This is a genomic window from Aquimarina sp. ERC-38, from assembly GCF_026222555.1.
Classification (GTDB): Bacteria; Bacteroidota; Bacteroidia; order Flavobacteriales; family Flavobacteriaceae; genus Aquimarina.
The window spans coordinates 1,533,981-1,554,732 of the sequence record NZ_CP098511.1 but is presented as its reverse complement, the minus strand read 5'-3'; the positions used below and the strand labels follow the sequence as shown (position 1 = coordinate 1,554,732).

19 protein-coding genes are annotated in these 20,752 nt (G+C 34.8%); 9 read left to right on the top strand and 10 right to left on the bottom strand.

Annotated elements, in window-relative coordinates:
- Positions 1–108 precede the first annotated feature (108 nt).
- Entirely contained in the window at positions 109–990 is an 882-nt protein-coding gene (locus NBT05_RS06665) for a hypothetical protein (RefSeq protein WP_265772714.1), read from the bottom strand.
- Between the two features lie 65 nt (positions 991–1,055).
- On the opposite strand from NBT05_RS06665, the gene NBT05_RS06660 reads away from it, so the two are divergent.
- Together NBT05_RS06660 and NBT05_RS06655 are read left to right on the top strand one after the other, a co-directional pair.
- Entirely contained in the window at positions 1,056–1,736 is a 681-nt protein-coding gene (locus NBT05_RS06660; RefSeq protein WP_265772713.1) for a ComF family protein, read from the top strand.
- Between the two features lie 51 nt (positions 1,737–1,787).
- Positions 1,788–3,416 (top strand): Ig-like domain-containing protein, encoded by a 1,629-nt coding sequence (locus NBT05_RS06655; protein WP_265772712.1) that lies wholly within the window; start codon positions 1,788–1,790, stop codon positions 3,414–3,416.
- Here the strand turns inward: NBT05_RS06655 and NBT05_RS06650 are convergent.
- Both NBT05_RS06650 and NBT05_RS06645 read right to left on the bottom strand, forming a co-directional pair.
- A complete protein-coding gene (locus NBT05_RS06650; protein WP_265772711.1) occupies positions 3,408–4,190 on the bottom strand; it encodes a nitrilase family protein in 783 nt (260 codons plus the stop codon). The genes NBT05_RS06655 and NBT05_RS06650 overlap by 9 nt on opposite strands.
- Positions 4,187–4,720 (bottom strand): ORF6N domain-containing protein, encoded by a 534-nt coding sequence (locus tag NBT05_RS06645; protein ID WP_265772710.1) that lies wholly within the window; start codon positions 4,718–4,720, stop codon positions 4,187–4,189. The genes NBT05_RS06650 and NBT05_RS06645 overlap by 4 nt, the downstream gene beginning before the upstream one ends.
- Before the next feature lie 145 nt (positions 4,721–4,865).
- Here NBT05_RS06645 and ileS point away from each other — a divergent pair, with 145 nt between their 5' ends.
- From ileS to NBT05_RS06630, 3 genes are all read left to right on the top strand, one after another.
- Positions 4,866–8,360, top strand: coding sequence for an isoleucine--tRNA ligase (ileS, locus tag NBT05_RS06640; protein ID WP_265772709.1), 3,495 nt, complete (start codon positions 4,866–4,868; stop codon positions 8,358–8,360).
- A gap of 3 nt (positions 8,361–8,363) precedes the next feature.
- A complete protein-coding gene (locus NBT05_RS06635) occupies positions 8,364–8,747 on the top strand; it encodes a TraR/DksA family transcriptional regulator (protein WP_265772708.1) in 384 nt (127 codons plus the stop codon).
- A 235-nt stretch (positions 8,748–8,982) separates the two neighbouring features.
- Positions 8,983–9,585, top strand: a complete 603-nt coding sequence (locus NBT05_RS06630) for a lipoprotein signal peptidase (protein ID WP_265772707.1) — start codon at positions 8,983–8,985, stop codon at positions 9,583–9,585.
- 14 nt (positions 9,586–9,599) lie between these two features.
- Here NBT05_RS06630 and NBT05_RS06625 read toward each other — a convergent pair whose 3' ends face one another.
- The 5 genes from NBT05_RS06625 to NBT05_RS06605 all read right to left on the bottom strand — a co-directional run bounded on the left by NBT05_RS06625 (position 9,600) and on the right by NBT05_RS06605 (position 12,918).
- A complete protein-coding gene (locus tag NBT05_RS06625) occupies positions 9,600–10,004 on the bottom strand; it encodes a response regulator (RefSeq protein WP_265772706.1) in 405 nt (134 codons plus the stop codon).
- Positions 10,005–10,067: 63 nt separating this feature from the next.
- The gene (locus NBT05_RS06620) at positions 10,068–10,637 is read right to left on the bottom strand and encodes a 5-formyltetrahydrofolate cyclo-ligase (protein WP_265772705.1); all 570 of its coding nucleotides are present in this window, start codon (positions 10,635–10,637) and stop codon (positions 10,068–10,070) included.
- A complete protein-coding gene (locus NBT05_RS06615) occupies positions 10,627–11,613 on the bottom strand; it encodes a succinylglutamate desuccinylase/aspartoacylase family protein (protein WP_265772704.1) in 987 nt (328 codons plus the stop codon). The genes NBT05_RS06620 and NBT05_RS06615 overlap by 11 nt, the downstream gene beginning before the upstream one ends.
- A gap of 1 nt (position 11,614) precedes the next feature.
- Complete coding sequence (rimK, locus tag NBT05_RS06610; RefSeq protein ID WP_265772703.1) at positions 11,615–12,487, bottom strand: 30S ribosomal protein S6--L-glutamate ligase; 873 nt, start codon at positions 12,485–12,487, stop codon at positions 11,615–11,617.
- Positions 12,484–12,918 carry an ATP-dependent zinc protease gene (locus NBT05_RS06605; RefSeq protein ID WP_265772702.1) on the bottom strand — a complete coding sequence of 145 codons (435 nt, stop codon included), beginning with the start codon at positions 12,916–12,918 and terminating at the stop codon, positions 12,484–12,486. Before NBT05_RS06605 ends, rimK begins: the two co-directional genes overlap by 4 nt.
- A gap of 159 nt (positions 12,919–13,077) precedes the next feature.
- Between NBT05_RS06605 and uvrC the strand changes: the two genes are divergently transcribed.
- The 3 genes from uvrC to NBT05_RS06590 all read left to right on the top strand — a co-directional run bounded on the left by uvrC (position 13,078) and on the right by NBT05_RS06590 (position 19,083).
- Positions 13,078–14,877 carry an excinuclease ABC subunit UvrC gene (uvrC, locus tag NBT05_RS06600; protein WP_265772701.1) on the top strand — a complete coding sequence of 600 codons (1,800 nt, stop codon included), beginning with the start codon at positions 13,078–13,080 and terminating at the stop codon, positions 14,875–14,877.
- Between the two features lie 6 nt (positions 14,878–14,883).
- Complete coding sequence (locus NBT05_RS06595; protein ID WP_265772700.1) at positions 14,884–17,151, top strand: patatin-like phospholipase family protein; 2,268 nt, start codon at positions 14,884–14,886, stop codon at positions 17,149–17,151.
- Between the two features lie 411 nt (positions 17,152–17,562).
- Entirely contained in the window at positions 17,563–19,083 is a 1,521-nt protein-coding gene (locus NBT05_RS06590) for a carboxypeptidase-like regulatory domain-containing protein (RefSeq protein WP_265772699.1), read from the top strand.
- Between the two features lie 81 nt (positions 19,084–19,164).
- Here the strand turns inward: NBT05_RS06590 and NBT05_RS06585 are convergent, their stop codons facing one another.
- Complete coding sequence (locus NBT05_RS06585) at positions 19,165–19,419, bottom strand: Txe/YoeB family addiction module toxin (protein WP_265772698.1); 255 nt, start codon at positions 19,417–19,419, stop codon at positions 19,165–19,167.
- A gap of 2 nt (positions 19,420–19,421) precedes the next feature.
- Positions 19,422–19,631 (bottom strand): type II toxin-antitoxin system Phd/YefM family antitoxin, encoded by a 210-nt coding sequence (locus NBT05_RS06580; RefSeq protein WP_265772697.1) that lies wholly within the window; start codon positions 19,629–19,631, stop codon positions 19,422–19,424.
- An 82-nt stretch (positions 19,632–19,713) separates the two neighbouring features.
- Between NBT05_RS06580 and NBT05_RS06575 the strand changes: the two genes are divergently transcribed.
- Positions 19,714–20,481 carry an IS5 family transposase gene (locus NBT05_RS06575; RefSeq protein WP_265770084.1) on the top strand — a complete coding sequence of 256 codons (768 nt, stop codon included), beginning with the start codon at positions 19,714–19,716 and terminating at the stop codon, positions 20,479–20,481.
- The last annotated feature ends 271 nt before the right edge of the window (positions 20,482–20,752 follow it).

The following is a 20,752-nucleotide window of genomic DNA, read 5'->3' as shown; positions in this document are numbered from 1 at the left end:
TAAATATTTAGCTGAAAAATTTTTATTTCCAGTGATAACCAAATTAAAAAACCACCTTATCAAATGATAAAGTGGTTTTTTAATTGGTAAAATATTCTTTTTACTCTTTTACTTCAATTCAAATTGCGTGTTAGATATCATTTTTGGCCCGGAAAATAAGTTGACTACATAATTTCCTTTCATTATTTCACCTGCCTGTGCATCAACAAGAACACAAACATCTAAGGCATCATTTTCATAAAACACTCTGTTGCTTCCGCTATAGGTAAGTATGGCATCTTCAAAATTTACTGAGGTTTTATCACCAATTAGATTATTTGTAGGGTTGATAACCTGAACGTATAAATCCTTATCTCCTTTCTCCGTCAGTTTGTTAGGAGCTATGGTAAAACATACTCGTACTTTATCTGCTTTGCTGGAACGACTGGTAGGTATAATTTTACCACTACTCTTTACTCTTACACCTTCTGCTGTAATGTTAGCCGCAGTCAAGGCAGAGCCACGTTCTACGATTTCAGCTAACTTATCGTTTTGAGTTTGTAAAGAATCCGAATAAACAATACGTTGCGTCAATGCTGTAGACGTACTATCCAAGTCAGTCTCTAATTGCTCATTTGCCGTGGTTAAACTGTCTGCCAGTTTAAACAAACGCTCTCTTTCCCTCTTTAACTTACTAACTTCTCTTCGGTATTTTGCAATTAATGCCACGTTAGCTTCAAAGTCTTTTAAACTATCTAGAAGGCTAACCACTCTTTCTTTTTCTTTTAATAAATGATCATCCATCACCTCATTTAGAGCAATCGCATTGTCATATTTAGTTATTAATTCACCCAATTCACTTTCAATAAGGTCCTTCTCTTGTTGAAGAATTGCTTTTTCCCGCTTTTCTTCATTATAAAACTTATATGTAAAAATCCCTAGGATTAACAAAAGAGCACCTAAGACACCAATTAAAATTTTTAGTGTCAGATTGTTATTTTGCGTTGTCATAATAATTATTTAATTTTTGATGGTTATTTCGGTTAAATATACTAATAATAGCTTATTCCTATAGTATGGTTAAAGACCTATTCTATTTATTCTTTCCAATTTATTGTTCAGCTTGTGAAGGACCTTTACATAAAAATGAAAAATTACTTTGCACTTCTTGCTTGCATCAGCTACCCCTCGGTAATTTTCATAAGGTAAACGGTGAAAAGATTAAAAAAGTATTTTACGGGCGTGCTAATATTGAAAATGCTACTGCCTTATTACGCTTTTATAAAGACGGTTTAGTACAGAATTTACTCCATAATTTAAAATATCGAAATCAGGAAAACATAGGCGAATACCTGGGTAATTGGCTAGGACAGGAACTAAAAAAATCTGCTGATTATCAAAACATTGACATTGTGCTTCCGGTACCCTTACACCCCAAACGTTTGAGAGAAAGAGGCTACAATCAAGTACATAAGTTCGGTATGCAAATTGCCAGTCATCTAAGGGCTGAATACCTTGATTTTATTTTGAGAAAAAAATCCTACAATAAAAAACAGTCCAAAAACAACAGATTAGATCGCTGGATCAACACTAATGAAACATTTGAAAGCAATCAGTCGTCCTTATTAAAGAATAAACACGTTTTAATTGTAGATGATATTATTACTACCGGAGCTACATTAGAAGCATGTATTGAAACCATTAAAGATGTACCCGGAATCAAAATTAGCCTTGCTGCTATGGCATTAACGGAGTAAGCTTTTAGGTTAATATAAATAGTTGTTTATTTGTAGCATCACGCTGACTATATGAAAAAAAGGAAGTTATTTTTATATCTGAGAACAACCATTATTATTTTATTGTTTATAAGCGGAGCCTTTATAAGTTGTGCAAAACGAGGTGCCATTACCGGAGGGCTTAAAGACACCATTCCTCCTGTTTTTGTAAGGGCCGTACCCCCTAACTTTTCTACTAATTTTAAGGAAGATGAGGTACGGATTTATTTTGATGAATACATACAGTTAAAAGATGCGCAAAAACAAATCATTGTTTCGCCCCCTATGAGTCCTAAACCAACTATCTCTCCCCTAGGAGGTGCAAGTAAGTATGTTAAGATTGAATTTTTAGACACTTTATTACAAAACACCACCTATAGTATTAACTTCGGGCAGAGTGTGGTGGATAATAATGAGAGTAATCCTTACCCATTTTTACGGTATGTATTTTCTACCGGAAACGAACTTGATTCTTTAAAAATTGAAGGACGGATTTTTGATGCTTTGGAAAAAGAAATTGAACCCTACGTAACAATTGCCTTATATGAAGTAGATGAGAACTATAAAGATTCTTTAATTTATAAAGAAGTCCCTAGGTATATAACCAGCACTTTGGATAGTATTACTGATTTTAGTTTGGAAAACCTAAGAGAAGGGCAATATCAGTTGGTAATCTTAAAAGATAAATCCGTCAACTACACCTACGAACCACAACAAGATAAAATTGGATTCTATAGTGAGATTATTTCGCTACCAAAAGACACGGCTAAGGTATTTGAAGTAGCCTTATTTAAAGAAGTTTTAGACTATCGACCCCTTAGGCCTAAACAACGTTCTCGTACTTCTTTTATCTTTCCGTACGAAGGAAAAAGAGATAGCTTATACATACGATTGCTTTCTGAGAAACCAGAGGATTTCCAATCCCGGATTATTCCGGATAAAGAGAAAGATTCTGTTTATTATTTTTACAAACCTTACTTTGAGACAGACTCATTAATATTTGAAATAACAAATGGTATCTACAGAGATACTTTAGTCTCTCCTTTTAGGGAGCAATATAAAGATTCACTTAATTTAACACCTGTAAACCAAGGTACGCTTCCTTTTGATAAAAGTTTTAAAGTAACCGCCGAAATTCCTTTATCGTCCGTAAATGACGAGTTTATCAAAGTAATAGATAAAGATTCAGTCAATGTTGATTTTAAAACAAAACTAGACGAACTGGAGAATGAAGTAACTTTTTCTTTTGATCGAATCGAAGAAAACAGTTATCAACTGGAACTTTTACCGGGAGCTATTAAGGATTTTTATGAAAATACTAATGATACTACTTTTTACAATATAAGAATTCCCAAGAAATCGGACTACGGAACGATATTTTTAACCCTGGAAGAAGTGGAACAATACCCGGTAATTGCACAAATCACTATGGAAGGAGAAGTGATTGCAGAAAAGGTCGTTCCTTCTAAAGAAACTACCATTTTTAATAATATAGAACCTGGTAAATACGATATTCGGGTAATTTTAGACCGTAATAACAATGGCGTTTGGGATACCGGAAGTTTTCTGGATAAACTACAACCCGAAGAAGTATTCTACTTTCCGGAATTAATTGATCTTAGAGGTAATTGGGAACGTAAAGAAACATTTATTTTAAAGTAGTTTAAAAGTATCTGCATCTTCTAAAAAAGGCAGTTTTTTTCGGGTGTTTTCAATATGTGATTTTAATAAAGTAATCACCTGAATTTCATCTTTTTTTATAGGAATATAATCATTTAATTTATGCCCAAGGACATTATATGCCCCGGAGTGTCCATTGTATTCATAACCATTTCCATCTAAACCAATACGGTTTACGCCAATACAATACGACATATTTTCAATAGCCCTTGCTCTTAATAAAGTGTCCCAGGCATTAATTCGGGTTTTAGGCCAACTAGCAACGTAGAGCAGTAGGTCATAACCAGTAGTATTACGAGCCCAAACCGGAAAACGTAAGTCATAACAAATCTGAGGTTTTATTTTCCAGCCTTTGTAGTCAATAATTACAATCTCGTTTCCTGGCGTATATACTTCCCGTTCTTCTGCCATAGTAAATAACTGATGCTTATCATAATGGGTTGTTTCTCCTTCCGGGGTTATAAAGACAAAGCGGTTATAGAAATGTTCTTTTTCCTTAATAATCAAACTTCCGCAAATAGCTGTGCTTTTCTCTTTTGCTAATTCTAGTAACCATTTTATGGTTTCCCCATGCATGGTTTCAGCCAGGCTCCGAGCATTCATACTAAAACCTGTGGTAAACATTTCCGGTAAGATGATAAGGTCCGAAGGAACTTCTATAGATTTTATTTTACGAGATAGCATCGCCCGGTTTTCTACCGGATTTTCCCAGGCCAAGTGAGTTTGAATAAGGGCTAGAGTAAGTTCTTTGTTCATTTTTTATAACCAATTCGTGGTGTAGGCTTCTTTATTTCTTCCTGTTTTTCCAATAATTCATCCAGATAACTAAATACAAGTTCGATATTTTTACTTTGATGATCTACTTTCTTTTTGATTTCTTCAATTTCCAGTTTTAAATTCAGGTTGTCTGAGAGGGCAGCCCGTATCTTTGTAAATACCCGAATGATTTGAATATTAACTTTTATAGCCGTAGGACTGTTAAGGACACTGGACAGCATGGCAACTCCTTGTTCCGTAAATACAAAGGGCGGGTAGCGTAGTCCCATTTTATCTGAGGAATTGGAGGTCGCAAATTGCGTCCTCCAATTTGCAAACTCATCTTTAGTCATCTCAAACATGAAATCTTCCGGAAACCTTTCTAAATTCCTTCTAACAGCTTCTTTTAGCCGTTTTGTCTGTACCTGATACAATTCAGCCAAATCCCTGTCTAACCTTACTTTTTGACCCCGGACCAGGTAAATTTTAGTAGTGATAATTTCATCCGGTAAAAAACTTTCTTCCGCCATACCAACTATTTTAAAAGAGTCGCTAAAAATACTTTTTTGAGTTGACTTAGACAAACCTTTAAACCCTTCAAAATGTATTGATTAAATCATCTAAAATAATTATAGAATTTCCTTATTTTCGCAGACCTAATAGAAAGCGTGGTTTATGAGCAATCGATTTACAGAATATAAAAGTTTAGATTTACCCCAAATAGCTGAAGAAGTATTACAGTTTTGGGAAGAAAATCAGATTTTTGAAAAAAGTATTTCTGAGCGAGAAGGTGCGGAACCTTTTATCTTTTTTGAAGGCCCTCCTTCCGCAAACGGATTACCCGGTATCCATCATGTAATGGCACGCGCTATTAAAGATATTTTTTGTCGCTTTAAAACCCAAAAAGGCTATAAAGTAAACCGAAAAGCAGGCTGGGATACTCATGGATTACCCGTTGAACTAGGAGTTGAAAAAGAACTGGGAATTACCAAAGAAGATATTGGTCAAAAGATCAGCGTATCCGAATATAATGAAGCTTGTAAAAAAGCAGTAATGCGGTATACGGATATCTGGAATGACCTTACCCGAAAAATTGGGTATTGGGTGGATATGGAAGATCCGTATATCACCTATAAATCTAAATATATGGAAACGGTCTGGTGGCTGCTTTCGGAAATTTATAAGAAAGGATTGTTATACAAAGGATATACCATCCAACCATATTCTCCAAAAGCAGGAACTGGTTTAAGTTCGCATGAATTAAACCAACCGGGAACGTATCAGGATGTAACGGATACCACAGTGGTGGCGCAGTTTAAGAGCCCTCTACGCCCCCTAGCCCCTCAAGGGGGAACTTCTAACTCGATCGCTAAAGCTTTTAACATCTCTTATCCTTTGGAGGGGTTGGGGGCTGCCTATTTTCTTGCCTGGACGACTACACCCTGGACTTTACCTTCTAATACCGCCCTAACCGTTGGTCCTAAGATTGATTATGTTTTGGTGCAAACCTATAACCAATATACCTTTGAACCGACTTTGGTTGTTTTAGCTAAAAACCTAGTCAGTAAACAGTTTGACGGAAAATTTATTGAAGTAGCTTCTTCCGAAGAAATTAAAACATATACTCCTAAAAATGAAGCAGGTAAAGCAAATAAAATTCTGTATTTAATTCTGGCGGAATGTAAGGGTGCTGATCTCGTAGATATTCGATACGAACAATTATTGGATTACGTACAACCTTACCACAATCCTGAAAACGCCTTTCGGGTGATTGCAGGAGATTTTGTGACAACTGAGGATGGTACCGGAATCGTTCATACTTCGCCTACTTTTGGTGCGGATGATGCCCTGGTTGCAAAACAGGCAACTCCGGAAGTTCCGGCATTGTTAGTAAAAGACGAAAATGATAACCTGGTTCCTACGGTAGATTTACAAGGTAAATTTATTAAACAGTTAGGAGAACTGGGAGGTAAATACGTTAAAAACGAATACTATGATAATGGAGAAGCCCCGGAGAAATCTGTTGATGTAGAAATTGCTATTAAATTAAAGGAAGAAAACAAAGCCTTTAAAGTTGAAAAATACGTGCATAGTTATCCTAATTGCTGGCGAACGGATAAACCCGTACTGTATTATCCTTTAGACTCCTGGTTTATTAAGGTAACCGACTTTAAAGACCGAATGCATGAACTTAATGGCCAGATTAATTGGAAACCAAAAGCAACCGGTGAAGGACGTTTTGGAAACTGGTTGGCAAATGCGAATGATTGGAACCTTTCTCGTTCTCGATTCTGGGGAATTCCTTTACCTATTTGGAGAACAGAAGATGGCAAAGAAGAAATTATTATTGGTTCTATCGAGGAATTAAAATCCGAAATGCGGAAAGCAGTAGAAGCAGGAGTACTTGAAGCTGATGTTTTTGCCGACTTTGTCGTAGGTGATATGAGTGATGCTAATTATGAGAAGGTAGACCTTCATAAAAATATTGTTGATGAAATTACTCTAGTATCTCCTTCAGGGAAACCAATGCACCGGGAAAGTGATTTGATTGACGTATGGTTTGATTCCGGTTCTATGCCGTATGCGCAATGGCATTATCCTTTTGAAAAAGCACCTCAATCCGATCATGGAGAAAGCCCTTTTAAGGCTGATTTTATTGCCGAAGGCGTTGATCAGACCCGGGGTTGGTTTTATACCTTACACGCTATTGCTACTATGATTTTTGACGATGTTGCTTATAAAAATGTGATGTCAAACGGATTAGTTCTAGATAAAAAAGGCCAGAAAATGTCCAAACGATTAGGGAACGCGGTAGATCCATTTTCAACCTTAAAAGAACACGGTCCGGATGCTACCCGCTGGTATATGATTAGCAACGCAAATCCCTGGGACAACCTTAAATTTGACAATGAAGGAATTACTGAGGTACGTCGTAAGTTTTTCGGTACGCTTTATAACACCAATTCTTTCTTTAGTCTGTACGCAAATATTGACAAGTTTGATCCTGCCACCCCTCAGTTAAATATAGCTGATCGATCGGAACTGGATTGCTGGATATTAAGCGAACTTAATACCTTGATTGAAAAAACGGATGCTTTCTATTCGGATTATGAGCCTACTAAAGCTGCCCGGGCAATTTCGGATTTTGTCCAGGAACATTTAAGTAACTGGTTTGTCCGGTTAAGCCGAAGAAGGTTCTGGAAACAAGTCTCCAATCAAACGGAAAATAAAAAACAGGCGCGACAGGATAAACTTTCAGCTTACCAAACTTTGCATGCTTGTTTAATAACCGTAGCTCAATTGTCCGCACCTATCGCCCCTTTCTTTTCGGATCGACTTTATAAAGACTTAACTGCATATAATAAGGACAACGTAGAAAGTGTACACCTGGCAGCTTTCCCGGTTTCTAACCCTGAATTAATCAATAAGGACCTGGAGAGAAAAATGAAAAAAGCACAGGATATCTGTTCGCTGGTGCTTTCTTTACGCCAAAAAGAAAAAATAAAGGTTAGGCAACCGCTTCAAAAAATTATGATTCCGGTATTGTCAGAAACAGAAAAAAAAGAGATTATGGGGGTTTCTGATCTGATTAAACGAGAGGTAAATGTGAAGGAAATTCGATTGATTACTGAGGATTCTAACATTCTAGTGAAGAAAATAAAACCTAATTTTAAGAGTCTAGGCCCTCGCTTTGGAAAAGATATGAAACTGATTGCTAATAAAATACAAAGTTTCGATCAACAAACCATAAAGAAATTAGAACAAAACCGCAATATAAATATTGAAATTAACAATAAAATTGTTAATTTAGAAATTGAAGATGTTGAAATAAGCTCTCAGGATATTGAAGGCTGGTTAGTGGCAAATGCAGGTTCTTTAACGGTTGCTTTAGATATTTCAATCACACCGGATTTAAAACAAGAAGGAATCGCGAGAGAACTGGTCAATCGTATTCAAAATATACGAAAAGACAGCGGGTTTGAAGTTACGGACCGAATTCATATTACCTTTAAAGAACATCAAAAGGTCAGAGAAGCTATTGAGAACAATGAATATTTTATAAAAAATGAAACCTTAACCGAATCCATTGAGTTTTCTGATGACGTAATAAATGGTAATGAAATTGCGTTTGATGACATTGCCACTCAATTGATTATTAAAAAACAATAAATTATGGCCCAAGATGTAAAAGCTAGATATAGCGACGCAGATCTGGAGAAATTCAGAAAAATAATTACGGATAAAATGGAGAAAGCACAAAAAGACCTGGAACTTTTAAAAAGTGCTTATAAGAATGATGGTAATAATGGTACGGATGATACTTCGCCTACTTTTAAAGCTTTTGAAGAAGGAAGTGAAACCATGTCTAAAGAAGCGAACACACAATTAGCGATCCGACAGGAAAAATTTGTACGCGACCTGAAAAACGCTTTATTACGTATTGAAAATAAAACTTACGGAGTATGTAGAGTAACCGGAAAATTAATTAACCCAGAGCGTTTAAAACTGGTTCCACATGCTACCTTAAGTATTGAAGCTAAAAATATGCAGAGCTAAGAATTTATTAGTTTCTGATATCAGTAGAGCTATCTAAAAATAACAGGGAATTATGAATGACTATTACCTAAGGTAGTAGTTCATTTATATAACTAATCTCATACATTTGACTACTTTTTAGATAGCTTCTGCTTTTCACCTTTCCATTACAGAAAAAATTACTTACTAATTGCAATTCTCTGTAATAAAACCCTATTTTTGTCCGTCTTTTAAATTTCACGATTACTCTCTATTCATGTCTTTACGTAAATCTATTTTGGTTATTATACTTGTTCTTGCCATAGATCAAATTTCAAAGATTTATATAAAACTGAATTTTAAACTACACGATCAGGTAGAAGTATTTGACTGGTTTCGACTAGTATTTGTAGAAAATAAAGGGATGGCCTGGGGTTTTGAATTACCTGGCACTTATGGGAAATTGATTCTTACTTTATTTCGGCTTTTAGCTATTACAGGAATTGGATACTGGTTATATGATTCGGTTAGAAAAAATAGCGCTGCTATTCTTACTTTTTGTATTGCTCTTATTTTTGCAGGAGCCTTAGGGAATATTCTCGACTCTATTTTTTATGGGCTATTATTCAGTGAAAGTACCATGGTACAAACGGCTACTTTCCTACCGGAAGGCGGAGGATACGAAAGTATTTTTTATGGAAAAGTGGTAGATATGATCCAATTTACCCTTTACAACGATGTGTTACCAGATTGGATTCCTATTTGGGGAGGACAACGTTTTTCTTTTTTTGACCCCGTTTTTAATATTGCGGATTCAGCAATTAGTATCGGTGTTTTTTTGCTTTTGATATTTAATAAAAAAGCATTCGGTACCAGTTAATTTAAGTTTGGTATTTAATTTAGGATTTTTCTAAAATCAGTAGATTGTAAAGGTTTACTTAAATAGTCTTGCACTATATGATTAGCTTTTGCCCGGTCGATATCTAATTTGTTAATTGAAGAACTGACTACGTATACGCTAACTTTCTTACTTAACCGGTTTTTTATCTTTTCAAACTCATCTAGAAATTCCCATCCGTCCATAATTGGCATATTTAAATCTAACAAAATTACTTGCGGAATTACAATAGTATCAGCCTTTGTTTCTATTGAATCTACTAGGTAATCTAAGGCTTCTTTACCATTTCTAAAGATTAAAATATGGTTTGCGATTTTATTCAATTTGATGATCTTACTCACCAAATTGGTATAGATACTGTCATCATCAATGATACAAATATGTTCGAATTGTTGAGACATGATATGTTCAATTAAGGTTAGTATTCTCTAAAGTAGGAGAATTAATTGATGTATACAAGAGATTTAAAGTAAGTGGTATATCTTATAAGGTGTGACCAGATAGTTAATTTTTTGGTCATGAGTAGAAATCTCCGCTATTTTATCAAGGGGTTCAAAGAACGATAATCCTACCTTAATAACATCAGTTTTACAGGTGGATAGAAATCGATCATAAAAGCCTTTTCCATATCCGATTCGGTTACCATGAAGGTCACAAGCTAGTAAAGGAACAAAAACTACTTCAATACGTTCGACTGCTACTTCAATAGCATCTACAGGTTCGGGTATTCCGTAGGTATTTACCTTTAACTTCGTATGATCCGTCAATAAATAGTGAGACATGCTCATATCTCTAAAATTAGAAGAAGAAACCAGGATATTCTTATCTTTTCCTTGTAAAATATGAAGTAAATAGGACGTATCCACTTCATTTTGCTTTTCAATCGTTAAGAAAGTATGAAAATATGAAAATTCCCAGATCGGTAGATTCAATAATTGATTAGCTATAGCTATACTTAACTCTGCTATGTTTTCTTCAGACAATGCAGCCCTTTTCTGCTTATAATACTTTCGAATTTCCTGTTTAGTTTTCATCTCCGAGCGCAGTTGATATATGAAAGATAGCATCCCCTTTATACACAATAGGCGCTTCGTTTACATTAATGATATACCCTTCATTTTGTGCTTTCATAACATGGCGCATTTTACCATAAGGGTCGGTGATAGTAGCTAATCTATCGCCTTTTAAAACTTTGGCTCCTGATGCTACTTTGATATGTAATAACCCACTAAATTTTGCCCTAATCCAGGTACTTTTTGTAATTAGTATATTTATATTTTCTGAAATGTGAAGAGAAAATTCAGGTTGTAACATTCCCAAATAATCAAGTATACGTATAACTCCATGCAACCCTTCTATAGCTACTTCTTTGTTATTATTTTGAGATTTTCCTCCTTCAAATAGTAAAATCGGAATATTCTTCTTGGCACAGGTGGCTCGGTAGGAACCTTCCAAATTTTTTGAAAGTAACGTAAAGGGTGCTTTGAAAACAGTTGCCAATTCCAAACCTGTTTTATTATCAGAGGCAACTCTTATTTGAGGGGCGTTAAAACGGCTTCCGCCACCAGTATGAAAATCCAGGCAGTAATCTGCATGAGGTAAAATTTCATTAGTAAACTGATAGGCAAACCGACTGGCAAGAGATCCGTTCTTACTCCCGGGAAATACCCGGTTAAGATCACGCCCGTCCGGAAAATACCGGTTCATGGTTAAAAATCCAAATACGTTTAATACGGGGATACAGATAATAGTCCCTTTATAAGGTTTATTCACCTTTTTAGAAATAACCTGACGTACGACCTCAACCCCATTTACTTCATCGCCATGTATACCCGCAGTTATTAATACAACAGGACCAGGTTCTTTTGAACGCTCAATAATTATAGGTATTTCAACTTTAGTTGAAGTATATAAATTAGCAATATTAAAATTGATGGTTTTACTGACTCCCAGAGGTACTTGCTCTCCTAAAATTTCTAAAATATCTGATGATTTTTCTGAATTTACCATATTATACACTTCTTTCAATATACCTAATGATTGTTTTAGCGATATCCTTTCCTGTAGCTTTTTCAATACCTTCTAATCCCGGGGAACAGTTCACCTCTAGGATTAAAGGTCCTCGATCGCTTTGCAACATATCTACTCCTGCTACTCCCAGTTTTAAAGCTTTTACTGCTTTTATGGCTGCTGTTTCTTCATCGTCTGTGAGTGTAATGATAGAAGCAGTGCCTCCTCTATGTAGATTTGACCGAAAATCTCCTTTTTTACCTTGTCTTTTCATGGCTCCTACCACCTGACCGTCTACTACTAACACTCGTATATCGGCTCCTTTTGCTTCTTTTATAAATTCCTGTACAATGACCCGAGCCTGTAATCCGTTAAATGCTTCCAACACGGATTCTGCCGCCGTATTGGTTTCAGCCAGAACAACACCCAACCCCTGAGTACCTTCCAGTAGTTTTATGACTAGCGGAGCGCCCCCCACGTGAGCAATCACATCAGAAACATCTTTTGAATAATTGGTAAAAACCGTTTTAGGCAATCCGATCCCAGCTTTGGATAATTTTTGAAGGCTTCTTAATTTATCCCTGGACTCTATTAACGACTGAGATCTGACGGTAGTAAACACATTCATCATCTCAAATTGACGGACAACCGCGGTACCGTAATAGGTAACGGAGGCTCCGATCCTGGGAATAACAGCATCTACATGATCCAATTTATTGCCACGGTAGTGAATACATGGTTTTTTCTTTTCAATAATAATATCACAATTGAGCGGATCTATTACCTGTACGGTGTGTTTTCTTTTTAGTGCGGCTTTGACCAAAGCATCCGTAGAATATAAATGCGGGTTTCTAGAAAGGATCTTAAGATTCATGATCCTTCGCCATTAAAAGAAAGATTCTGTAATTGAGGATCAACCAGAAATTTACCATTCAAAAATTTTCTTCCGATCAGTACTGGAAATCGCATATCATCTCTTGACGATAAGGTCATGGTGATATTGTAAGTTTTATTAAATAGAGAAACTTTAGTCCGTACGGCATAACGAATTTCTACCGTACCGTTACTACTCTTTACTGCTGTAATATCATAGTTGTAAAAAGTAAATTTTTTACCATTATATTCTGGGTGGGTCGGGTCTAAGAAACTACAATTAAGTTGCTGATCTACTTCAACAATATCTTTACAATGAATGGAAGAGGTATACGCACCAGTATCTATTTTAGCATCAATACCATGTAACTCCAGTACCGGAAAATCAATCCGGTCGGTTCTACCTATTATTTTCTTTTTTTTTAGTTCCAAAGGACTTTCTGCTTCAGTATATGCGAATGTAGTAAAAATGTATAAAGGCTAAATGCAATGGGTGACGAACTCCGGATATCTTTTGTTATTTAACAAAAATTAAACTTTTAAAGAGTTCACAAGAGTTGTTGTAAAGCCCTAAATTTACCATATAGTACTATGAAAACACCCTCACTTGACATTCAAATAAAAACCTTGCCCTCCGGTCCGGGAGTATATCAATATTATGATAAAGACGACCGGCTGCTCTATGTAGGAAAGGCTAAAAATATTAAAAAGAGAGTAACCTCGTATTTTACTAAAAAACACGATAGCCGTAGAATTAGTGTAATGGTTAAAAAAATCAAAACCATTAAACATATTAATGTAGAAACGGAAACGGATGCTTTGTTATTAGAAAACAACCTGATTAAAAAGCATCAACCTGGCTTTAATGTAATGTTACGCGATGATAAAACCTATCCCTGGATATGTATTAAAAACGAACGTTTTCCGAGAGTATTCCCTACGCGTCGGGTAATTCAGGATGGTTCTGAATACTTTGGTCCGTATACCAGTTTTAAAACGGTCAATACATTATTAGATTTAATCAAAGGCTTATACCAGTTAAGAACCTGTAACTACGACCTTTCTGAAGAAAAAATACAGGCAGGACGGTACAAAATATGTTTAGAATATCATTTACAAAATTGCAAAGGCCCTTGTGAAGCCAAACAGTCCGAAAAGGAATACCATGAAAACGTGGAAGCCATTCGACAAATTATTAAAGGAAATTTTAAGGATTCGCTACAACACTTTAAAGTAAAAATGGCAGAACATGCGGAAGCTATGGAATTTGAAGAAGCGCAACGCATTAAAGATAAAATGCAGGTATTACAAAAATACCAGGCAAAATCTACTATTGTTAACCCAAAAATCAGTAATGTAGATGTGTTTTCTATAATTTCCGATGAGTCTTTTGGTTATGTAAATTTTTTACAATTATCCTACGGGTCCATCATCCGGTCGCATACTACTGAGATAAAAAAGAAATTGGAAGAAAGTGACCGGGAATTGTTAGAATTGTCCATTGTTGAACTACGACAGCGATACCATTCTAATTCTAAAGAAATTTATGTGCCTTTTTCGGTGGAAGTAGGAGAAGATATAAAAGTAACCGTTCCTAAACTAGGGGATAAACGAAAAATTCTAGATTTATCTATTAGAAATGCGAAGTACTACCGTATGGAACGCTTTAAACAAATTAAAATCATTGATCCTGACCGGCATGTTAAAAGGTTAATGGAACAAATGAAGACTGATTTGCGCTTACCCGAAGCACCTACACATATCGAATGTTTTGATAATTCTAATATTCAGGGAACTAATCCGGTAGCCGCTTGTGTGGTTTTTAAAAACGGAAAGCCTAGTAAAAAAGATTATCGAAAATTTAATATTAAAACTGTAACCGGACCTAATGACTTTGCTTCTATGGAAGAAGTTGTTTACCGAAGGTATAAACGATTGCTAGAAGAAGAAGAACCCCTACCCCAACTTGTAATTGTAGATGGAGGTAAAGGTCAGCTTTCTTCTGGTTTAAAAGCCCTGGAAGCTTTAGGCTTACGTGGAAAAATTACAATTATTGGAATTGCCAAACGCTTAGAAGAACTATTTTATCCGGGTGATTCCATACCTTTATATCTAGATAAAAAATCAGAAACGCTAAAAGTCATACAACAATTACGTAACGAAGCTCATAGATTTGGAATTACCTTTCATCGCCAAAAAAGAAGTAAAGCAGCCCTGGAAACCGAACTTGATAATATTCCTGGTATTGGTGAAAAAACAGTAGTCGAACTATTAAAACATTTTAGGTCGGTCAAAAGGGTTAAAGAAGCTTCAAAAAAAGAATTAGCCGAAGTTGTTGGGAATGCTCGCGCAACCAAAATTCATAATTTTTATCATACTAGTAAAGCATAAATACTTATGAGTTTACAAAAAAGACATTTGTTCGTATTTTTAGTAACAACAGTCTTTTTTAGTATTTTCAGTGTCGCTCAGAAAAGTACGAATGTACATAAGGCAAAGAACACAGATGTAAAAGTAGGATTGGTCTTAAGTGGAGGCGGTGCTAAAGGTTTTGCTCATATTGGCGCTTTAAAAGCAATTGAAGAAGCCGGGGTACGTATTGATTTTATCGGGGGTACCAGTATGGGGGCTATCATAGGCGCTTTGTACGCATCTGGGTATACAGCATCTCAGTTAGACTCTATTTTTACCAGGGTGGATTTTAATCGTTTGATACAAGACGAATTACCACGCAGTGTAAAGACTTTATACGAAAAGGAAGATGCTGAAAAATACGCCTTAACCCTGCCCTTCAACGGGTTTAAAGTTGGATTACCTCAAGGCTTATCTAAAGGACAAAATTTTTTTAATGAATTTTCAAAATATACTTCGCATGTAAAAAATATCAATGATTTTAATAAGTTACCCATCCCTTTTTTCTGTATGGCTACTAATATTACCAATGGTCAGGCTGTTCTTTTAGACAAAGGATACCTTCCGGAAGCGGTTGCTGCAAGTGCCGCTTTACCTTCTATCTTTAATCCGGTGGTGGTAGATGGACAATTATTAACAGATGGTGGGGTAACTAATAATTTTCCGGTAGTAGAAACCATTGCGAAAGGAGCTGAGGTAATTATTGGAGTTGATGTACAGGATAGTTTGTTAAACACAAAACAACTTACATCCGTTACGGATATTATGTTACAAATCAGTAATTTTAAGACCATTAAAGCAATGCGGAATAAACGTCCGTTAACCGATGTTTATATCAATCCTTCTATTGAAGAGTTCTCCTTATTATCTTTTGATAAAACTAAAAAAATTATAGAATGTGGAGAAAAAGCAGCAAAGGAAGTTTTTGCAAATCTTCAAGAAATAGCAGCCAAACAAAAGGTAAATAGGAAAGAAACAGTTATCCCCCCGTTTAAAGATTCTATTAGGATCAATAGTATTAGAATTGAAGGAAACGACACCTATACCCGGGCGTATATCAAAGGAAAATTAAAATTACGAGATCCTAAAGTAATTACGTACGATCAGCTATATGAAGGAGTTAATAATTTATCCGCAACAGGTAATTTTGATCGGGTCAGTCATCGTATTATCCAAAATGCTTGGGGAAACGAATTAGTTATTAATGTAAAAGAAACTGTAAATACAATGTTTTTACGGTTTGCCCTGCACTATGATGACCTTTATCAAACTGCTGGTCTGGCTAATTATACCAAAAAACGGGTATTCTTTAATAATGATGTGATCTCGGCAGATGTTATATTAGGGGATAATATTCGATATGACCTTGCTTATTATATTGATAAAGGATACTATTGGAGTATTGGTTTACGACATACGTTCGATCGTTTTGAACGAAACCTTAGTTTCGAAAATTTAAAAAATAGTTTTGAAGAACTTCCGGATGTCGACGTAAATTCTATAAATATGGACTTTTTAAATTTGGAATCCCAATTTTATATAGAAACGCTTTGGCGTCAGGATTTTTCGTTTGGAATTGGGGCAAAACACCGGTATTTTCGGCTACAATCCGAAACTATAGGAAGAGATGAAAATCAACTGCCTCGGAGAATTTTTAATAACGATAACTACGGAGCGCTATTTTCTTATGTTACTTTTGACAATGTAGACAATAAATATTTTCCGTCAAGCGGAATTTCATACCATGGCAACCTGGATTATTTTGTCATAACTTCTGAAGAAGAACTAATTACCGAACCCTTTGCCATGTTAACCAATAATTTTGAATATACTATTTCACCCTTTGACAATTTTGCTTTTACCACCGCTTTTCGAATGGGGGCTCGATTTGGAAACTCTGACAACACCAGTTTTAATTATTTTCTGGGGGGTTTTGGGGCTAAAAACAGTTGGAATACTTCACCTTTTTACGGATATGATTTTTTGGAACTGAATGGAGACAGTTTTGCTACTTTAGCTGTATCTTTTGATTACAACTTCTTTAGGAAAAACCATGTAAATATTTCCGCAAATTATGCCAATGTGGGACGACAGTTATTTCGAAATGGTAATTGGTTAACTTCTCCCGACTTTTCAGGATATGCTTTAGGCTACGGACTGGAAACCTTTGCTGGCCCTATCCAAATCAAATATTCCTATAGCCCGGAAGTAAAGCAAAGTGAATGGTTTTTTAGTTTGGGGTTTTGGTTTTAATAAGAAACGCTTTTGCACTATAAACAGCATTCTTAAAGTGGGTGTACGACAAATTTACTGTTTTAATGATAACTTGATTTTTTCCAGAATCAAAAACTCACTAAAATCAAGCGATTTTGGACATTGAAAAATCATAAAAATTTCTATTTATGGAAATTTGTCGTAAACCACTTAAAATTAATAATTATATACTACAAATTTGTAGATGATAAAGCTAAAATCTCTTTATAGGGAATACACGGTAGAAAAAGTTTTACTATGTTCATATGCACGTTAAATTTTTTACAATTAGCATATTACAAAAAAATTATTTAATAGCTTTAAGGGAATAAATATGAAAGAATATTTAAAATGAATGCTTTTAACTTAAGTAAAATAAATACTGCTTTTTTTATTTTTTACATTTTAGTTTTGTTGACTTTAAAATCAAATGCACAAGACGTTGTTCTGGTAAAGGGAATAGTGAGTTCCAATAGTAAGCCTTTACCAGATGTACATATTAAAGTCAAATCAAAAAAATCAGGTACAACCTCTAATAAAAAGGGGAAATTTTCTTTAATCGCTAATTTAGGAGACACTATACACTTTTCTCATGTAAGCATGACTCCACAAAATCGAATTGTCATTGAAAAAAATGCATTTTGGAATATAAAGATGATCCCCTCTCTAAATATTTTAAATGAGGAAGTAGTCATTAATGCTAAAAGTTATAAAAAAGAGAAGCTACCTTTTAATAAACCACAAAAAATAAGAACTTCTCGCGGTATTATGGATTTAAGAAGTACCGGGGTTGCCGTAGATTATGTAAAAGGTGAAGAATTAAATTTAGCTGCCCCTACGATAGGAACAATTCCGGAACTGGTGTCAGCTCTTTTTGCAAAAACAACAAACTATCAGTTAGCACCCGATGGTTCAGGAGTAGTATTACGGTCTACAGGTTCCATTAATTTGTCGCAAAACGCTATTTGGGATGTGGATGATATGATTTATACCGGATTTCCGCCTCCAATCAATTTAACGGATATTAAAGATCTTTTTGTTTTAAAAGGTCTTGCAGCGACTAATAGCTACGGAACTTTGGGAGCAGGTGGAGTTATTGTGGTAAAAACTTCTTCTAATGAAAATAGGATTATTGATAGCAGAAATATTTCCAAAAAAAACAATTTGGCAAATATATTTGCGAAAAATAAAGTAATTATTACTGAAAATGATTTAATAATAGATAAAACTCAATTCAATAAACTAGCTTCAGAGTTGGAAGATAATATTTCAAAGCTACGTGAATTGGCATATAAGTATCAAGCTGTTGGGTACCAGTTTTTTGCACTACAACTTTTTAGAAAGGTGATGTCCCTAACCCCCAAAGACCCTCAAGCTTATCATGATGTAGCGCAAGTCCTTTGGTCTATGAATAAGCCAGTAGTTGCCTGGAAAACTTATCTTACATTATTAGAACAAATGGATTACAAACTTCCTGAAAATTGGAAAGAATTTTTATATGATGAAATGAAAAATTTATATACTTCCGCCAATTTAAAAGAAAAGATTAAAGATATTTTTAATCTTACCACTTTTAAAGAAGAAGAAAATGGAGTAACTCGAATTGTTTTTTCATGGATAGATCCGGTTTTAAAATTTGATTTACAAGTTGTTAACCCTAAAGGACAGTCTTACACAGTCAATATTGGAAGTGAAAATTTTAGTAAACAAAAAACAAACGAAGTATTTCTTATTGACAATTCAGTTAAAGGAACCTGGACTTTTATTGCTAAACCATTTTGTAATACCAATAATTCGTTATTTCTAAAATCAATAATACAGAAAAATTGGAGTAGTGCTAAATATCCTAAACAAAAACAAATTCAATTATTTGATTTTAATGATGACTGTAAAGTAGGTAATTACAAACTTTTTCAAATTAAAAATGGATAACTAATTTTAAATTAAAAACGTAAATATTACCTCTGGTATGAGAGTTCACTAACTAATTAAAAATTAAACTTTCACTTATCTTCAACAATGATAACAACAAGATGCTATAAACAACGAATTCTCTTCGAATTTATACACCAATCTATGTTCAGAAGTTATACGTCTTGACCAGTACCCCTGTAGATCACCTTTTAAGGCTTCAGGTTTCCCTATCCCTTCAAAAGGAGTTCTTAAAGCACTTTTAATGAGTTGATTGATTCTTTTAATGGTACTTTTATTTGTTTTCTGACAGTATAAATAATCTTCCCATGAAGAAGTAGACCAGACTAACTTCATTTTTAAAAATCACTTATATTCTTTGTAATCCCATTACCATTTTCTAATTCTTTAATTGAATCTAACAAAACGTCCCTGTTCTTTCCGGTAAGTAAATAATTGGTCTCTTTTAATGAATTATATTCTTCTAAAGAAATCAAGACCAGGTCTTTTCCTCCTTTTCTTTTAATAACGATGTCACTTACGTCATCAACCACTTTATCTAAGAGCATGTTTAAACTAAATTTTCGGATAATTTTTTTGTTAAAAAGCTGGATAGTCTAAACTTTGTAGTTGACTAAAACAACAATGTTTATGCAATCTAAATATAACAGATTAACTACCCAGCAATGGGAATATATGGAATTATTTTTACCTAAGAAAACCCGGGGGCATTATAAACTACGGGATATTGTAGACGCTATTTTATGGCAACTCCGTACAGGTACTCAGTGGCGTAACCTCCCGGATAGTTTTCCAAAATGGCAAAGTGTATACTATTACTTTCGCAAATGGCAAAAAGATGGGACACAAGAGAGATTAAATATTGAGCTTAACAAAATGGAGCGGAACCGACAAGGGAAAGAACCAACACCTAGCTTGTTATCCATTGATAGTCAATCCATAAAGTCCGGTCCTTTTACAAGTATGTCAAAAGGGGTTGACGGTAATAAAAAGGTAAATGGCCGTAAACGTCACGTAATTACTGATACGTTAGGTTTAGTTTGGGGGGTTGTTGTAGGGGCTGCCAATGAAGCTGATGGGGTAGTAGCCAACAAAGTTGTGGAACCTTTATTAGGGTACCTGGATAGGATGGAAAAAATAGTAGCTGATCATGCCTACAAAACAATATTTAAGAGGTGGGCTGAAGAAAATGTAATTGGACTTGAGGTAAAGATATCATCAACTCCCCCATCCACAAAAGGTTTTGTTCCCTTGAAGTGGAGATGGGTAACTGAAAGGACTTTCGGTATCTTCAACTTCTTCAGAAGACTCGATAAAGACTATGAAAAAACGAAGGAAAGTCAAGAATCTTGGGTATTATGGCAGAATTGTCAAATCATTCTCAATAGAATAAGGTAATTTATAAGAATCTTATTTAAACATGCTCTAACCAATATTTTAAATTAGTTCTAAAATCCGTATAATTTACTATTTCCATCTTGTAAAGATAGTAAAAGTACTTAAAAAGGTACTTCATTTTATAGCAAATTTTTAACGTAATTTCTATAGATAATATTGGATATTTGTAGTAATGACAAAATTTTGGATATACCTGCCACTACTGCTTCATCATTTAATGAAACGTAATCCGGAATAACTTCCTCTTCCGGAAGAGATTTAATAAGTATTT

Coding starts and splice junctions, on each gene's coding strand:
- NBT05_RS06615 (WP_265772704.1), bottom strand. CDS start 11,613: ATGGTAAATTCAGAAAAATCATCAGATATTTTAGAAATTTTAGGAGAG.
- NBT05_RS06625 (WP_265772706.1), bottom strand. CDS start 10,004: ATGTCTCAACAATTCGAACATATTTGTATCATTGATGATGACAGTATC.
- NBT05_RS06655 (WP_265772712.1), top strand. CDS start 1,788: ATGAAAAAAAGGAAGTTATTTTTATATCTGAGAACAACCATTATTATT.
- NBT05_RS06665 (WP_265772714.1), bottom strand. CDS start 990: ATGACAACGCAAAATAACAATCTGACACTAAAAATTTTAATTGGTGTC.
- NBT05_RS06660 (WP_265772713.1), top strand. CDS start 1,056: ATGGTTAAAGACCTATTCTATTTATTCTTTCCAATTTATTGTTCAGCT.
- NBT05_RS06630 (WP_265772707.1), top strand. CDS start 8,983: ATGTCTTTACGTAAATCTATTTTGGTTATTATACTTGTTCTTGCCATA.
- ileS (WP_265772709.1), top strand. CDS start 4,866: ATGAGCAATCGATTTACAGAATATAAAAGTTTAGATTTACCCCAAATA.
- uvrC (WP_265772701.1), top strand. CDS start 13,078: ATGAAAACACCCTCACTTGACATTCAAATAAAAACCTTGCCCTCCGGT.
- NBT05_RS06595 (WP_265772700.1), top strand. CDS start 14,884: ATGAGTTTACAAAAAAGACATTTGTTCGTATTTTTAGTAACAACAGTC.
- NBT05_RS06635 (WP_265772708.1), top strand. CDS start 8,364: ATGGCCCAAGATGTAAAAGCTAGATATAGCGACGCAGATCTGGAGAAA.
- NBT05_RS06580 (WP_265772697.1), bottom strand. CDS start 19,631: ATGCTCTTAGATAAAGTGGTTGATGACGTAAGTGACATCGTTATTAAA.
- NBT05_RS06620 (WP_265772705.1), bottom strand. CDS start 10,637: ATGAAAACTAAACAGGAAATTCGAAAGTATTATAAGCAGAAAAGGGCT.
- rimK (WP_265772703.1), bottom strand. CDS start 12,487: ATGAATCTTAAGATCCTTTCTAGAAACCCGCATTTATATTCTACGGAT.
- NBT05_RS06645 (WP_265772710.1), bottom strand. CDS start 4,720: ATGGCGGAAGAAAGTTTTTTACCGGATGAAATTATCACTACTAAAATT.
- NBT05_RS06585 (WP_265772698.1), bottom strand. CDS start 19,419: ATGAAGTTAGTCTGGTCTACTTCTTCATGGGAAGATTATTTATACTGT.
- NBT05_RS06650 (WP_265772711.1), bottom strand. CDS start 4,190: ATGAACAAAGAACTTACTCTAGCCCTTATTCAAACTCACTTGGCCTGG.
- NBT05_RS06575 (WP_265770084.1), top strand. CDS start 19,714: ATGCAATCTAAATATAACAGATTAACTACCCAGCAATGGGAATATATG.